Origin of the sequence: Pseudosulfitobacter pseudonitzschiae (genome assembly GCF_900129395.1) — a bacterium.
Classification (GTDB): domain Bacteria; phylum Pseudomonadota; class Alphaproteobacteria; order Rhodobacterales; family Rhodobacteraceae; genus Pseudosulfitobacter; species Pseudosulfitobacter pseudonitzschiae.
Window position 1 is genome coordinate 143,573 of record NZ_FQVP01000006.1, and the last position, 15,727, is coordinate 159,299.

Genomic DNA, 15,727 nt, shown 5'->3' on the forward strand with positions numbered 1-15,727 from the left:
GTGCAGGACGCGTTCGCGCCTGTCAGGCTGTTCTCCGGGTTTCGCAACATCATCGAAAGGTCGGACGGATGAATGCACATCATTTTGATACAAACGGGCACGCGGTTGCGCAGGACCCCAGATGGGCGCGCATCGTGGCGCGCGACAAGACGGCGGATGGCCAGTTGTGGTATTCGGTCCTGACGACCGGCGTTTATTGCCGTCCATCCTGCCCGTCACGGCGGGCCAATCCGAAAAACGTCCAGCTTCACGACACGCTGGAAAGTGCCCGTGCGACAGGCTTTCGCCCCTGCAAACGGTGCAACCCCGAGGCTTCCTCCGCCGAGGCCGACCACACGGATGTGGTGACGCAGGCATGCCGTCTTATCGAAGAAAGCGAAGACATACCCTCGCTGGAGATGCTCGCGCAGGCGGCGGGTCTGAGCCCCGGGTATTTTCACCGGGTCTTCAAATCCGCGACGGGTCTGACGCCCAAGGCCTACGCCTCGGCACATCGTGCAAACAGGGTGCGCGCGGGGTTGGTGGCCGGGAATTCCGTGACCGAGGCGATTTATGACGCCGGTTTCAATTCCAGCGGGCGGTTCTACGAACAATCGACTAGGATGCTGGGGATGACGCCGTCGCAATACCGATCCGGCGGCGCGGACGAAGAGATCAGGTTTGCGGTTGGGCACACCTCGCTTGGCGATCTTCTCGTGGCGTCCAGCAAAAAGGGGGTTGTGTCCATACTGTTGGGAAACGATCCGGACGAACTGGTCAGGAACCTTCAGGATCGGTTCCCCAAGGCCCGGCTGGTCGGCGCGGATCGCGCCTATGAGGCGACCGTGGCGCGCGTGGTCGGCTGTATTGAAAACCCGGGCATCGGTCTGGACCTTCCGCTTGATGTGCGCGGCACCGCATTCCAGCAACGGGTCTGGCAGGCCTTGCAGGACATTCCGGTCGGGGACACCGTTTCCTATGCCGACATTGCCCGACGCATCGACGCGCCCAAGGCGGTCCGCGCCGTTGCGGGCGCCTGTGCGGCGAACAAGCTGGCCGTCGCCATTCCCTGTCATCGGGTCGTGCGCAACGACGGTGCTTTGTCGGGCTATGCGTGGGGCGTCGAGCGCAAACGCGCGCTTCTGGACCGCGAGGCACTGCAAGACGCGTAAGCCGCGCAACCGCAAGGCCGGCCACTTTGCCGATTTGACCGCAAGGACCGGAGTTCGCGGCAGGTGCGCATCAGGCAGGCTGGATGACAACGCCATCAAACGGAGCAAACCCGATGACTTTCGCAACCAAGAATTTCGACACCGAACCGCACGCTGCCGATACGCTCTTGTTCGCCACGGCACCCTGCCCGCTTGGCCGGATTCTGGTGGCACGCGGCACCAGGGGCGTCCGTGCCGTGCTGATCGGAGACAGCGCCGACGCACTTGAGGCAGACCTTGCCGCACGTTTCCCGAAGTCCCGCCTTTTGGCGGATGATCGCGCGGTCCGTGACGACATAACGAAAGTGGTGCGCTTCATTGAAGCGCCTGCGAAGGGGCTCGATCTTGTGCTGGAGCTGAACGGCACGCCGTTCCAGCACCGGGTCTGGGACGAGGTTCGCAAAATCGGCGCGGGTGAGACAGTGACTTACAAGGAACTGGCAGCCCGGGTCGGGTCGCCTGCTTCGCCCCGCGCGGTGGCGGGTGCCTGTGCGGCCAACCCGGCGGCCCTTGCCGTGCCCTGCCACCGGGTGGTGCGCAGTGACGGGGCTCTGGCAGGCTATCGCTGGGGCCTTGACCGCAAGCGCCAGCTGCTGCGGAACGAGGTGCAGATATGACAACGGACATCGCCGTGGACCGCATCGCCGCCTATGATTGGTCCGCCATCGGGGAAGAGCTGAACAGCTTTGGCAGCGCCGTTCTGCCCCGGCTTTTGACCGCCGGGGAATGCCGCGCGCTGGCCGCGCTTTATCCGGACGAAAGCCATTTCCGAAGCCATGTGATCATGGCGCGGCACGGGTTCGGTCGGGGCGCGTACCGATATTTCAGCTATCCGCTGCCCGACCTCGTGGCGGGATTGCGCACGGCGCTTTATCCGCGCTTTGCCGATCTTGCCAATGACTGGAACCGGACGATGAACCTGGACCAGCGCTATCCCGCGACACACGCTGAATACCTGGAGCAATGTCACAGCGCGGGTCAGCTTCGGCCAACGCCGCTTTTGCTGCAATACGTCGCGGGTGACTTTAATTGCCTGCATCAGGATCTCTATGGCGACCTTGTCTTTCCGATCCAGGTCGCGATCCTTCTGTCCGAACCGGGCGAGGATTTCACCGGCGGCGAATTCTGCATGACCGAGCAACGCCCACGTATGCAGAGCCGCGTCGAAGTCGTACCGCTGCGCCGGGGCGATGCCGTGGCCTTTGCTGTTCACAACCGTCCTGTGCAGGGAACAAGAGGCAGCTACCGGGTCAACCTCCGGCATGGCGTCAGCCGCCTGCGCAGCGGTACGCGGCACACGATTGGGATCATCTTTCACGACGCGAAATAAGCGTCATCGCTTTGACAGGGACCGCTGGACTCCTGCGGCCTACCTGCGGGGCTCTTGTCGCGCACACACGCCCTTGGCCCAGCGGTCCGCGGATTTTCCGAAACAGTCATGCAGGGAATCGACCGCGATCACACTGCCCAGGGCAAGCCGTCCCAGCAGGCACAAACGGGGCACCACGTGACCTTGTTCATCCAGAACCTGCCCGTCGGCTGCAGTGCGCGCCGCCAGCCCCTGGGAAAGCGGTGACAGGACGCCGTTTTCCACCAAGGTGCAGACGGGTGCCGCCACGATGCTCGACAGGTCGGGCGAAGGCAGGACCGCGTCGATCATGACCGAAGCGCGGGCGGTGTTGCCACCTGTTTCCAAGGTCCAACCGCTGTCTGTCAGGGTGAAATCAGGATCAACTGCAAGGTCCAGATCCACAATACCCGCATCGATCAGCGCCAAGAGTTCGCGCGACGCGGACAAGGGCGGGCCATAGCTGTAGCGCTTTAGCCCTTCGTCGAAAGCAACAAGCGCCTCCGCGGTTTCCACGGGTGTCTCGACGGGATTGTACCCTGCACGCAGGGCGTCCTGCGCCTTGCGCCAGACCTGGCCCACCGCATAGCCGGTGGTGGGCGCACAGGCGCCCTCGGCCAGCGCGATGCCGCTGCGCAACATATCCATCGGGGACAGGTCTTTTTCTTGCGTTCCCGCGTCGGTCCATTCGGCGTCCAGCCAATCGGCCACGGCCCCCTTGGGCACCGTCGCGCCACAGTCCGTCAGAATGCGTGTGACGACGGGTTCCAGTGCCGCGCTGATCGCCGCGCGGGCGGTGTCGGGGTCTGCCACGGCTGCCTGTGACATCGCCTGCGAAAACCTGTCCACCTCTGACGGGTGCAGATCAAACCGCGCATCCAGCGCCTGCGTCGCGGGCTTGGGAAACGGCGGATGACCGTTCAGCGAAAACGGATAGATGGCCGCAGGTTCGCGCCCCGAAGGGTGATAGCCCTGTGCATCAAACCGCCCGCCCTGCCCGCACGTCAGCACCCGCAACACGTCAAAGGTCGACAGCCCCAAACCACGGATGGCCACGGTGCGGCCTGCCCAATCTTGCGCGCGTTCCGCCAATCGCGCCGCCGGATAGGCCTGCGCCAGTTGCCCCTGCGTGTCGCGGGCATGGTCCTGCCATTCGGCCAGCTGGTCGTCGGGCGCGGTCTCGGGCTGGCCGGGGGTCAGCAGCACCTCGTCGTAGGGCGCGCGCGGCGGGTCACCGGCATGCACCCGCCAGCCCGCGTCACTGCGTTCGATCCGCGCGACCTTATTGGGAACGATGGTGATTGTCCCGTTGGAGATATCCAGCAGGTCCTGCAGCCGTGCCTGTAAATACCGGCCCAGATCGGCCCGCGGCGGGAAACTGTCGGGATCGGCCTGGTTGCCCGTGTGTCTGGCGTACCACCTGGCAAAGCTGCCAGCGCGCGAAAATGCGGGCGGGCGGATGGCGATGTCGCGAAAGGGAATGTTCAACAGGCACAGCGGGCTTTCGTCGGGGTGAAAGTTCGGCCCCGCTCCGGGTGCGTCAGAAGGTTCGAACACGTCGACCACAACACGGCACCCGCTGTCTGCCAGATGCGCCACCAACGCTTCGAGCGCACCCAAACTTCGTGGGCCCAGACCGACAATCGCAATCCGTGCCGCAGCCGTGCCTGACTTCATCATGGCGCCTTTCCGTGGCGGGCGTCCGCGCGCCGGCCGGTATTATTGAACCAATGTCTTCCAACATGTAGCACGGCGAAAAGGTTCCCCTGATAACCTTCCGGCCACTACCCGACTTGCCGCAATGCGCCTTTCAAGGCCAGTGCCTCAAGCCGGTTGCGCACGCCGCGCGGGGCCCTCAGCGCCATGCGGTCCAGACAGGCGCGGTCGGCATCCCCGGCCCGCACACCTTTCAGAACCAGCCGTGCCATACCGATGTGATCGCCCTGGGTTTGCGACAGCAGGTCCAGCGCGGGCAGCAGCCGCTGTTCCACGTCGTCAAAATCGGTGCCGAAGGGAAATGCAGGCAGTTCCACAGGCCCAAGCCAGCCGTTCAGATGCCGCGGTGTGTTGCAGCGCCAGCCGTCTGGAACCGTAAAATCCGCCGCCAGTTTGCCCGCCGCCTTGGCTTGTGCCACCAGGTCATCCTGAAACCGGCTGTCGGCAATACGCACCATGCGGGCCACGGCAACCTCGTCGCGCACGCCGCGCAGATCGGCGATGCCGTATTCCGTCACCACGATATCACGATAAGCGCGCGGCACGCTTTCATGCGGATGCGACCAGACGATATTCGACGTGGTCCGCCCCGCCTTGGTCCGTGTTGCAGGCAGCGTGATGATCGACCGCGCCCCGTCGAGCGCAAAGGCCTGTTCGATGAAATTGAACTGACCCCCGATCCCGCTGACCACCTGACCATTGCTGGCAATGTCACTGGTCACACCGCCCAGCAGCGTCACCTTCATCGCGGCATTCACAAACCGCGCATCGGTGCGGGCGGCGCGTTTGGCGTCTTCGTCGCCGTACAACTGGTTGGTGAAGGACACCGGCATCATGCGGATGCGGGCGTGCTCGGCCTCTGTCAATCCGCGCAGTGCCGTGTAAAAGGCGCGGCAGTCCACGAAGAAGCCCGCGTGTATCGCGACGCCATCAACCTCGCGGCGGACGATCCCGGCCTTGAACAGTTGCAGCAAGCCGTCGACCAGCATTTCGGTCACCATATACAGCCCCGCGTCAAAGGTTCCGCTTTCGTCAAAGCCATCTTGCGCAAAGGGGCTGTTGCGCTGAATGTCCAACGCCTTGCCCGTATGGCGCAACATCAGCGCATGGGCCACCGCATCGCCAATCGCGCCGATGCCGATCTGCAACGTACCGCCATCCCGGATCAGCCGCGACACATGCAGCCCGATGGCATGTTCCTCGGCACCGACAGGCCGCTTGACCACGGAAAACAGTTCGAACTGCGGACCGTCGTCCATCAGAATCTGCACCGCGTCGCGGTCCACCAACGCCTGGGGGCCGGTCATCGCGGGCAGCGTGTCGTTGACCTCGGCCGCCAAGACAAAGTCCTGACGCCCTGCCCGTCGGTCGTCCAGCAGATCGGCGGAAATATCGGTGTTGCACGACAGGCTGAAATGATCGTCATCGACCGGGGCCAGCAGTTGCATCATCACATTCGGCCGCCAGCGCCGCAGCACGTCCAGCGCATGGGTGTAGTTCGCCGCGATATAGCGCCGTTGCGCCACAGGCTGCGACAACCAGCGCCCCGCCTGCATGAAAAACTCGGACACTTCGATGTTGTCGGGCAAGGTGCCGTCGCGCATCATCCGCGCGTATTCAATCTGTGGGTACTGCCCGAACAGACGATCCGCCGCCGGTTCCAGCAGGCGCCGCGCCATGCCCTGCCCCATATCGGGCCGCTCCAGCGTCAGCGCGGTCAGGATCGACAGGCGCACATCGGGTCGCGCGGCCACCGCGCGTGTCAGCGCGTTCAGCAGGGTGACCGGCTTGCCCAGACCCAGCGGCAAGGCCAGACGGATGTCGCCGCCTGTGCGTTCGATGATTTCGGCTGCAATCCGGTCTGCGGTCGTCTCAGCCAAAGGAGGCCCACCCCGGATCGGGCGTGAACCGTGCGCCATGCTCTGCCGCCAGCGCCTCAAGTCTGCGGGGCACATCGCGGCGCACCTTGGCATAATGCATCGGTCCACCACGGAACGGCGCCCACCCGGTGCCAAAGATCACGGCGGCATCCACGCTGTCGGCATCCTGCGCCACGCCCTTGCGCAGGCACTCTACACCGGCGTCGCACATCGGCAGGATCAGACGGTCGATGATACTGTCGGGTGGATCGTCGGCGGGTGTGTCGGGCGGCGTTTCGCCCTTGTCATAGTCATACAGCCCTCGCCCGGATTTGCGGCCCATATGCCCCTTATCGACCATCTCGGACAGCCAGCCGGGCGTTTCTGCCATCGGACGATCCAGATTTTCGCGCAGCGACTGCGCCACCTCAAGGCATATGTCCAGCCCAACCTGATCGGCCAGCGTCACAGGCCCCATCGGCATCCCGAATGCCAGTGCCGCGCGGTCGATCTCTTCCTTGGTTTTGCCTTCTTCCAGCATCACCATCGCCTCCATCAGATAGGGGCCAAGAATGCGGTTCACCAGAAAACCCGGATAGTCGGTCACGCGCACGGGCAGCCGGTCGATCCCTTCGGCAAAGGCGGCCAGACGGTCCAGCGTTCTGGCCTCGGCCCCCTCGTGGGACACGACCTCGACCAGCGGCATCTGTGACACGGGGTTAAAGAAATGCAGCCCTGCGAAACGGCCCGCGTCGGGTGTGGCCCCGACCAGATCGGCCAGTTTCAGGCTGGAGGTGTTGCTGGCCAGGATCGCGTTCGGCTTCATCACGCCGCCAAGCGAGGTATAGATCTTTTCCTTGATCTCCAGCTTTTCGGGTGCTGCCTCGATCACCAGGTCGGCACGGGCACGGCCCAGCCCATCGGGGTCGGGCATCATCCGGTCCAGCGCGTCGCGGGCGTCGATCCCGCTCAGGTGTTTCCTGTCATAAACCCCAACGGCCCGTTTCACCGCCTTGCCCAATGGGTCCAGCGCCACGTCTTCCAGCGTGACACGCTTGCCCTGCATCGCCGACCATGCGGCAATCTCGGCACCCATCGCACCGGCGCCGATCACATGCACATGGTCGATGCCGTCCGTGCCCTTGCCTTCGGATTTCAACTTGCGGCGCAGGAAAAACACGCGGATCAGGTTCTGCGCCGTGGCGCTGTCCAGCAGTTCGACAAAGGATGCGATTTCCGCCTTTTGCATCTCGGTCCTGTCGCCGCCGTGGTCTTCCCACAGGTTGATCAACGCATAGGGCGCGGGATAGTGCTGGTTGGGGGCTTTCTTTTCCGCCTCCGCGCGCATCCGCGTGGCCGCCAGCGCCCGCGCGGCGCGCGTGCGCATCGCCGTGGCGCGCAGACCGCCCGTGTCGTGATCCAGTTTGCCCGCCGCTGCCGCGCAAATCGCGGCCTCTACATGGCGTTCGGGCACCAGCGCATCCAGAATACCCAGCTTGCGCGCCTTGCGGTCGTGGGCAGAGCTGCCGGTCAGCATCATCTGCATCGCCGCCACTGGATCAATCAGCCGGGTCAGCCGAACGGTGCCGCCCAGACCGGGATGCAGGCCCAGCTGTACCTCGGGAAAGCCGACCTTGACCCCCTCGACCCCGATGCGCTGATCGCAAGCCAGCGCCAGTTCCAGCCCGCCGCCCAGCGTGTTGCCATGGACGACGGCAATGGTGGTGAACGGCAGGGCGGCCAGCTTGTCCAGCACGGCGTGTCCCTGTTCCAGCATCTGCACGGCATCGTCACCACGCAGGTCGGCAAAGCCGTCGATGTCGGCGCCTGCTGCGAAACCGCCCGGCTTGGCCGACCGGATCACCAGCGCGCGGGGATTGTCCACCTTGGTTTGGTCCAGCAGGCTGTCCAGTTCGCGCAGCACTCCCTCGGAGATGACATTGGTGCCCGTGTCGGCACAGTCCAGCCACAGCTGTGCGATATCGCCCTTGGCATAACGCCAATGGGCCACACCCTGCGGTCTGGGAATGTCCTGCGGGGCTGGCCGCACCGGAAGAAAATCCATGACACCCATCACGCGGCCTCCAGCAACATGGCACCGCCCAGTCCGCCGCCGATGCATTCGGTGGCAATACCCCGGCGGGCGCCTTTTTGTTTCATGGCATTGGCAAGGTGCAGCACGATCCTGTTGCCGCTGGCCCCCACCGGATGGCCCAGGCTGATCGCCCCGCCATCCACGTTCAGCCGCCCACGGTCTATCCGGCCAAAGGCGGCGTCATAGCCCAGAACCTCGCGGCAAAAGTCGTCATCCTGCCACGCGGCCAGACAGGACAGAACCTGTGCGGCAAAGGCCTCGTTGATTTCCCAAAGGTCGATGTCATCCACCGAAAGTCCGTGCCGCTGTGCCAGCGGGGTTGATGACAGAACCGGACCCAGCCCCATGACCGACGGGTCCAGCGCTGCCCATTCGCTGTCGACCAGCCGCGCAATCGGGTTCAGCCCGTGCGCCTCGACAGCGGTTTCCGACGCGAGGATCACCCAGGATGCGCCATCGGTGATCTGGCTGGAATTGCCCGCCGTGACCTTGCCATAGGGTTTTTCAAATGCGGGACCAAGCTTGGCCAGTTGCTCCATCGAGTTGTCGGGACGCACGCCGTCGTCCTTTGCATGCGCCATCCCGTCGCGGTCAAAGGCTGGCAGAACCTCGCCATCCAGCCGCCCGTCCGCCTGCGCCGCGGCAAGGCGTTTGTGACTGTCCACGGCATAGGCGTCCGCGGTTTCGCGGTCGATGCCGAAACGATGTGCCAGCACTTCAGCGGTCTGGCCCATGTTCAGCGCGGTGATCGGATCGGTCAGCCCGCGTTCCAACCCGATAACCGGGCTGAAGAAGTCGGGCCGCAGCTCGGTCAGCTTGGCCGCCTTGTCCATCGCCCCCTTGGCCCGCGCCATGCCACCGAACCATTCGGTCGCCTCGCGGTTGTAGACCAGCGGCGCGTGGCTCAGCGCCTCGGTTCCGCCCGCAAGGATCATCTCGTGGCTGCCATCGCGGATATAGCGAAAGGCGGTGTCGATGCTTTGCATCCCAGAGCCACAGTTGATCTGCACGGTAAACGCCACCTGTTCATCACCCATCCCCAACCGCAACGCGGCCACGCGCGCGGGGTTCATTTCGTCCTGAATGACGTTCACACAGCCCAGGATAACCAGATCAAAGGCATCACGCGGCATCGGCTGACGCATCAGCAAGGGCCTGCCGCATTGCACGGCCAGATCAACAGGCGTGAATGGCCCCGGTGCGCCGCGCGCCTTTAGGAACGGGGTGCGGGCACCATCGACAAGGTAGACGGGTCGGGTCATTCTGCGGCCTCTCTGGGGGTAAAGCTGTCCGGGTGTTGTGGCGCGTCGGGGAACATCGCCGCGATCTCTTCGGGGCTGTATTCGTCCACCGCCACAACCTTTTGCACCGCTGCGTCCACGCGCTGAAGCTGCGCGAATTCGGCATCGGTCAGCGCGCCGGCCTTCAGTGCGTCGGCAGGCGATTGTTTGAGCTTGCGCAGACGTTTGGTCAGCGGTTCCGCATCGATCACCATGCGGTAAGCGGTGTCCAGCAGACCCTGCCCGCTGTCCGGTTCGCCCGGATGCAACGGCCCCACCAGACGGTCGCGGGTTTGCGACGGGTGGTACAGGATCATCGCGCACTGCTCGGCCAGCTTGTCCGACGGCCCGCGCGACCGCGAACGCGGCAGCAGCGTCGGACGCAGCAGCCAGCCGACCCAGCGCGCGGGAAAATTGGCAATGGTCTCGTCCAGCGCCCGCCCGATGCGGTTGAACGACACTTCGGCGGCGTATTGCACCAATGGCAGGTCCGCCTCGTGCCGCCCGTCGTCCTCCCAGCGTTTCAGCGCCGCCGACACAAGGAACATCTCGGACAGGGCATCGCCCAAACGCGCCGAGATCATTTCCTTGCGCTTCAGCTCTCCGCCCAACGTCAGGAACGCCATATCCGCTGTCACCGCAAAGGCCGCCGACCAACGTGACAGCCGTGCGTAAAGCGGTGCGATGTCGCCTGCATTGTCCGGCACGTCGCCGCGCCCGGTCCACGCAGACCACCACCCGCGAAAGAACGTGCGGGTCGAATGACCGACATGCGCCCAGAAGTGTTTGTCGAAATCGGTCAGCGATTTCTCCGGGTCCGGTTCCTGCAATGCCTGCATCTCATCCAGCAGATGCGGATGGGCACGGATCGCACCCTGGCCAAAGATGATCAGGTTGCGGGTGACGATGTTGGCCCCCTCGACCGTGATGCCGATAGGAATGGCACGGTAATGCGGTTGCAGGTAGTTCAGCGGCCCGTCGATCACCGCCTTGCCCGAATGCACGTCCATCGCGTCGTTGATGCTTTCGCGCATCCGCGTTGTGGCGTGGTATTTCATGATGGCTGAGATCACCGCCAGCTTGTGGCCTTCGTCCAGTGCCGCCGTGGTCAGACGGCGACCGGCGTCGATGGTATAGGCATTGGCCGCGATCCGCGCCATCGGCTCTTGCACGCCGCCGAACAGGCCGATGGGCATGTTGAACTGCTTGCGCACGCGGGCATAAGCCCCCGTGGTATGTGCCGCCAGCGCCGTGCCCGCCGCCGACAGCGACGGCAGCGAAATCCCGCGCCCTGCGGCCAGCGCGCTCATCAGCATCATCCAGCCTTTGCCCGCGTAATCCGGCCCGCCGATGATGTTTTCCAGCGGGATGAACACGTCCTTGCCGGTGGTCGGCCCATTCATGAACATCGTCCCGGATGGCAAATGGCGGCGGCCCGTTTCCACACCGTCCAGATCGGTGGGCACAAGGGCACAGGTGATGCCGATATCGGGCGTGTCACCCAGCAATCCATCCGGATCACGCAGCTGGAACGCCAGCCCCAGCACGGTACACACAGGGGACAACGTGATGTAACGCTTGGCCCAGTTCAGGCGGATGCCCAGAACCTCCTCGCCCTGCCACTCTTGCTTGCAGATCACGCCCTCGTCCACCATGGCCGAGGCGTCAGAGCCTGCGTCCTCGCTGGTCAGGCCGAATGCAGGCAATTCCTTGCCCGAGGCCAGACGGGGCAGCCAGTCATCGCGCTGTTCCTGCGTGCCGAATTGCAGGATCAATTCGCCGGGGCCAAGCGAATTGGGGACCATCACCGTCACCGCACCCGCCACCGACCGGCTGGAGATATAGCGCACCACTTCGGAATGGGCGTAGGCGGAAAAACCCTTGCCGCCGTATTCCTTGGGAATGATCATGCCAAAGAAACCGTTTTCGCGCAGATAATCCCATGCCTCTTTCGGCAGGTCACCGTCCACGCGGTCAATCTGCCAGTTGTCCAGCATATCGCAAAACGCCCGGCACGGCCCGTCGACAAAGGCCTGTTCCTCTGCCGTCAGCGTCGGCGCCTTCATCTTGCGCAGCATTGTCCAGTCGGGTTTGCCGGAAAACAGCTCTGCCTCGAAATGCACGTCGCCCGAAGAAATCGCTTCGGCTTCTGTCTCGGACAGGGCGGGCAATGCGGTCTTGGCCCATTTGAAAATAGGCTTGGTGATGTAATCGCGACGAAATGACATGATATGGTCCCTCCATCGCGAAAACGCACAGACCGGGCACGCAGTTCCCCCCAGAGATGCAGGCGGCGTTGTCAGTGGCCCGGGCCTTGGGCCTTAAAGCGGTCAGATTGAGCAGGTGCGACCCCATTCAATCAACACCTGCGCCGCGCAACCGCTTGTGTCTGGGAAAGCGTCGTTCATTCGTTTAACCAACCGTCAGACCTCCCACAGCAGAAAGATGCGCTTCATGCTCCGGCAATTCTTTGAATACTACCGCCCATGGAAAGCCCTGTTCTGGCTGGATTTTGGCTGTGCGGTGGCCTCGGGGTTGCTAGAGCTTGCCTTTCCGCTGGCGATCAAGGCGTTCATCGATGTGCTGTTGCCCGCCGGCGATCTGGGGCTGACGCTGCTGGCTGCTTTCGGCTTGCTGGTGATCTACATTCTGAACTCGGGCCTGATGACCATCGTGATCTACTGGGGTCACATGCTGGGCATCAACATCGAAACCGAAATGCGCCGCCGCGCCTTTGCGCATTTCCAGCGGCTTTCGTTTTCCTTCTTTGACAAGATGCGCACCGGCAAACTGGTCGCGCGCGTCACCCGCGACCTTGAAGAGATCGGCGAGGTTGCCCACCACGGGCCAGAGGATTTGTTCATTGCGATCATGACATTCGTGGGGGCCTTTGCCCTGATGATGACGATCAACGTCAAACTGGCGCTGATCACGGCGGTGATCGTTCCGGCCTGCGTCGCCATCGTGGTGGTGTTCGGCGGGCGCATGACCCGCACATGGCGGTCGATCTATGCACGGGTGGCCGATTTCAACGTACGGCTTGAGGAAAACATTGGCGGCATTCGCGTGGTTCAGGCCTTTGCCAACGAAGACCACGAAGCGGCCCTGTTCGCCAAGGACAACAACCGCTACCGCGAAACCAAGCTGTCGGCCTACAAGCTGATGGCGGGATCATCGGCGCTGAACTACATGGGGATGCGTCTGATACAGGTGGTTGTGATGGTGGCCGGTGCCGGTTTTGTGCTGGAAGGATCGCTCAGCACCGGCGGCTTTGTGGCGTTTTTGTTGCTGGTGACGGTGTTCTTTCGCCCCCTCGACAAGATTGCCGCCGTGATCGAAACCTACCCGCGCGGGATCGCGGGCTTTCGCCGTTATCTTGAGCTGTTGGAGACCGAACCGGACGTGGCCGACGCAAGGGATGCGGTAGAGGCACCAGCGTTCAAAGGGGCGGTGCGCTTTGAAGATATCGGATTTGACTACGGACAGGGGCGACCTGTGCTCAAGGGCATCACACTGGATGTGCGACCGGGCGAGAAGATGGCCTTTGTCGGTCAGTCGGGCGCAGGCAAGACCACCCTGCTGGCGCTGGTGCCGCGGTTCTACGATCCGCAGGCGGGCCGGATCACGATTGACGGTCTTGACGTGGCCAGTGTCACACTGAATTCCCTGCGCAGTCAGATCGGCATTGTCAGTCAGGATGTGTTTCTGTTCGGCGGGACGCTGCGCGAGAACATCGCCTATGGACGTCTCGACGCAAGCGAAGCGGACATTCTGGACGCGGCCGCCAAGGCACAGCTTGGCGACATGATCGCGCAGATGCCGGAGGGGCTTGATACCATCGTGGGCGAACGCGGTGTCAGCCTGTCGGGCGGACAAAAGCAACGGGTCGCGATTGCGCGGATATTCCTGAAAAACCCGCCGATCCTGATCCTGGACGAGGCGACCTCGGCGCTGGACACCCAGACCGAGCGCCAGATTCAGGACGCGCTGGATGCGCTGTCGGAAAACCGCACGACCCTGGTCATCGCACACCGTCTGGACACGATCCGCAACGCGGACCGCATTGCCGTGATGCAGGACGGCCAGATCGTAGAGATCGGCACGCATTCCGAACTCAGCCAGTCTTTTGGCCACTACACACGGCTTGCGAACTCCTGACGCCACGCGGGCGGTCGCGGCCCCCTGAACCCTAAACCAGCGCCGCCTGTATCGCCTGATCCAGATCGGCAATGATATCGTCCACATGCTCGATGCCCACGGACACACGGACCAGGCCCGGCTCGATCCCCATGGCGATCCGCTCTTGCAAAGGGATGTCCAGAAACGCCATCGTCCCGGGCATCTGGGTGGTGGTGCGGACCCCGCCAAGGCTGGCGGCAAAAGCGCAGAGTTTCAGGTTTTTCAGGATACGCACGCCCATTTCCTCGGTGGCGACCTTGAACGACATCATGCAGCCAAAATCACGCAACTGGATCTTTGCGGCCTCATGGTTGGGATGCGATTCCAATCCCGGATAGAACACGCGTTCGACCTGGGGATGGGTGTCCAGCCATGCGGCGATCTTGGCGGCGCTCTGGCATTGACGCTCGGCGCGCAGGGCCAGGGTCTGCGCCCCACGCAACAGCAGCCAGGCATTGAACGGCGAGATTGGCGCGCCCAGTTTGTTCAGCGTGTTCCAGCGGACGTCTTCCAGCCAGTCGGCGGGCAGGATGTCGGATTTCTGCGTGATGACACCACCGACCGCATCGTTGTGGCCGCCGATAAATTTCGTCGCACTTTCCACGACCACGTCGACGCCAAAGTCATGCGGACGGCAGATTGCGGGCGAGGCAAAAGTGTTGTCGCAGATCACCACGATGCCATGTTCATGCGCCAGTGCCACCAGTTCGGCCATCGGCGCGACCTTCATCGTCGGGTTGGCAATCGCCTCGAAATACAGAACCTTGGTTTCGGGGCGGATCGCGGCGCGGACGCGGGCCACATCGGTGCAGTCCACCAGCGTCACGTCCAGACCGAAATCGCAGGCGCGGTGGTCAAAGAATTCATGCGTGCTGGAATAGGTCGTCAGGTCCGCAATCACGTGATCGCCCGCTTTCATCACCCCGAACAGCGCATGCGAGATCGCGGCCATCCCTGACGCCGTCGCCAGACAGGCAGTGCCGCCCGCCAGCCGGGCGACATGTTCCTCGAACTGGTACTCTGTCGGATTGCCACAGCGCGAATAGATGTTCACGTCCTTGCGCGCGCCTTCGGTGATGCGGTCATAGGTATCGCCGCCGTATTCAAAATTCGCGGACATATACAGCGGGTAGTTGATGGATTGCGAATGCTCTTCCGGTTCGTAAAAGACTGCGAGGCTGGCAAAGTCGAGTTCGGGTTTGTCCATCTTGGATACCTTTGTTTGCTGACGCAGGGGCCAGCGGAAATTGTGGGAATGTCAGGCCGTCGCCGCGTTACAGGACGCGCGACAGAAATTCGCGGGTGCGCGGGGATTGCGGGTTTTCGATCATCTCTTTGGGATCGCCCTTTTCGACGACCACGCCGTCATCCATGAAAATAAGCTGATCCCCGATTTCGCGGGCAAAGGCGATTTCGTGCGTCACGATAACCATGGTCATGCCGCTTTTCGCCAGATCGCGCATGACGTTCAGCACCTCGCCAACCAGCTCGGGGTCCAGTGCCGATGTCGGCTCGTCAAACAACAGCGCCTTGGGCTTCATCGCCAGCGCGCGCGCAATCGCCACACGTTGTTGCTGCCCGCCGGACAGCTCGCGCGGATAGCTGGCCGCCTTGTCGCTCAGCCCGACGCGCGCCAAAAGCGTCAGGGCATCGGCTTCGGCTTCGGCTTTTGGCATCCTGCGCACACGCACCGGCGCTTCGATCAGGTTCTCCATGACCGTCATATGTGAAAACAGGTTGAACGATTGGAACAGCATCCCGATTTCGGCGCGCCGCTGGCAGACCAGCTTGTCTTTCAACTCGATCAGGCGGTCGCCCACCAGATCGTAGCCCACAAAATTACCGTCGATCAGGATGACGCCGCCGCTGAGCTTTTCCAGATGGTTCATGCAGCGCAGGAACGTGCTTTTGCCTGATCCCGACGGCCCGATGATGCAGGTCACGGACCCTTCGGCCACGTCCACGTCGACACCTTTCAGGACTTCGACCGCGCCAAAACTTTTGCGCACGCCACGTGCAAAGATCATCGAGGTTTCGGGCACGTCAAACCGTGCCCTGTT

11 protein-coding genes are annotated in these 15,727 nt (G+C 63.2%); 4 read left to right on the forward strand and 7 right to left on the reverse strand.

Annotation, left to right across the window (positions count from 1 at the left end):
* Window positions 1-68 precede the first annotated feature (68 nt).
* From ada to BUC08_RS18050, 3 genes are all read left to right on the forward strand, one after another.
* Window positions 69-1,151 (forward strand): bifunctional DNA-binding transcriptional regulator/O6-methylguanine-DNA methyltransferase Ada, encoded by a 1,083-nt coding sequence (gene ada / locus BUC08_RS18040; RefSeq protein WP_037927565.1) that lies wholly within the window; start codon window positions 69-71, stop codon window positions 1,149-1,151.
* Window positions 1,152-1,264: 113 nt separating this feature from the next.
* Window positions 1,265-1,807, forward strand: coding sequence for a methylated-DNA--[protein]-cysteine S-methyltransferase (locus tag BUC08_RS18045; protein WP_037927562.1), 543 nt, complete (start codon window positions 1,265-1,267; stop codon window positions 1,805-1,807).
* Window positions 1,804-2,520 carry a 2OG-Fe(II) oxygenase gene (locus BUC08_RS18050; protein WP_037927558.1) on the forward strand — a complete coding sequence of 239 codons (717 nt, stop codon included), beginning with the start codon at window positions 1,804-1,806 and terminating at the stop codon, window positions 2,518-2,520. The genes BUC08_RS18045 and BUC08_RS18050 overlap by 4 nt, the downstream gene beginning before the upstream one ends.
* 39 nt (window positions 2,521-2,559) lie before the next feature.
* On the opposite strand, the gene BUC08_RS18055 is transcribed toward BUC08_RS18050, so the two are convergent.
* From BUC08_RS18055 to BUC08_RS18075, 5 genes are all read right to left on the reverse strand, one after another.
* Window positions 2,560-4,218: an FAD/NAD(P)-binding protein gene (locus tag BUC08_RS18055; RefSeq protein ID WP_037927556.1), complete on the reverse strand. Its 1,659-nt coding sequence runs from the start codon at window positions 4,216-4,218 to the stop codon at window positions 2,560-2,562.
* Window positions 4,219-4,322: 104 nt separating this feature from the next.
* Entirely contained in the window at window positions 4,323-6,134 is a 1,812-nt protein-coding gene (locus BUC08_RS18060; RefSeq protein ID WP_037927553.1) for an acetyl-CoA hydrolase/transferase C-terminal domain-containing protein, read from the reverse strand.
* A complete protein-coding gene (locus BUC08_RS18065) occupies window positions 6,127-8,178 on the reverse strand; it encodes a 3-hydroxyacyl-CoA dehydrogenase NAD-binding domain-containing protein (protein ID WP_037927754.1) in 2,052 nt (683 codons plus the stop codon). Before BUC08_RS18065 ends, BUC08_RS18060 begins: the two co-directional genes overlap by 8 nt.
* A gap of 8 nt (window positions 8,179-8,186) precedes the next feature.
* Entirely contained in the window at window positions 8,187-9,470 is a 1,284-nt protein-coding gene (locus BUC08_RS18070) for an acetyl-CoA C-acetyltransferase (protein ID WP_037927550.1), read from the reverse strand.
* Window positions 9,467-11,716 (reverse strand): acyl-CoA dehydrogenase, encoded by a 2,250-nt coding sequence (locus BUC08_RS18075; RefSeq protein ID WP_037927548.1) that lies wholly within the window; start codon window positions 11,714-11,716, stop codon window positions 9,467-9,469. The genes BUC08_RS18070 and BUC08_RS18075 overlap by 4 nt, the downstream gene beginning before the upstream one ends.
* 226 nt (window positions 11,717-11,942) lie before the next feature.
* Between BUC08_RS18075 and BUC08_RS18080 the strand changes: the two genes are divergently transcribed.
* Window positions 11,943-13,646 carry an ABC transporter ATP-binding protein gene (locus tag BUC08_RS18080; RefSeq protein WP_037927545.1) on the forward strand — a complete coding sequence of 568 codons (1,704 nt, stop codon included), beginning with the start codon at window positions 11,943-11,945 and terminating at the stop codon, window positions 13,644-13,646.
* A gap of 31 nt (window positions 13,647-13,677) precedes the next feature.
* On the opposite strand, the gene BUC08_RS18085 is transcribed toward BUC08_RS18080, so the two are convergent.
* Both BUC08_RS18085 and BUC08_RS18090 read right to left on the reverse strand, forming a co-directional pair.
* Entirely contained in the window at window positions 13,678-14,874 is a 1,197-nt protein-coding gene (locus tag BUC08_RS18085) for a trans-sulfuration enzyme family protein (protein WP_037927543.1), read from the reverse strand.
* A 67-nt stretch (window positions 14,875-14,941) separates the two neighbouring features.
* Window positions 14,942-15,694 (reverse strand): amino acid ABC transporter ATP-binding protein, encoded by a 753-nt coding sequence (locus BUC08_RS18090; protein ID WP_037927752.1) that lies wholly within the window; start codon window positions 15,692-15,694, stop codon window positions 14,942-14,944.
* Window positions 15,695-15,727 lie beyond the last annotated feature (33 nt).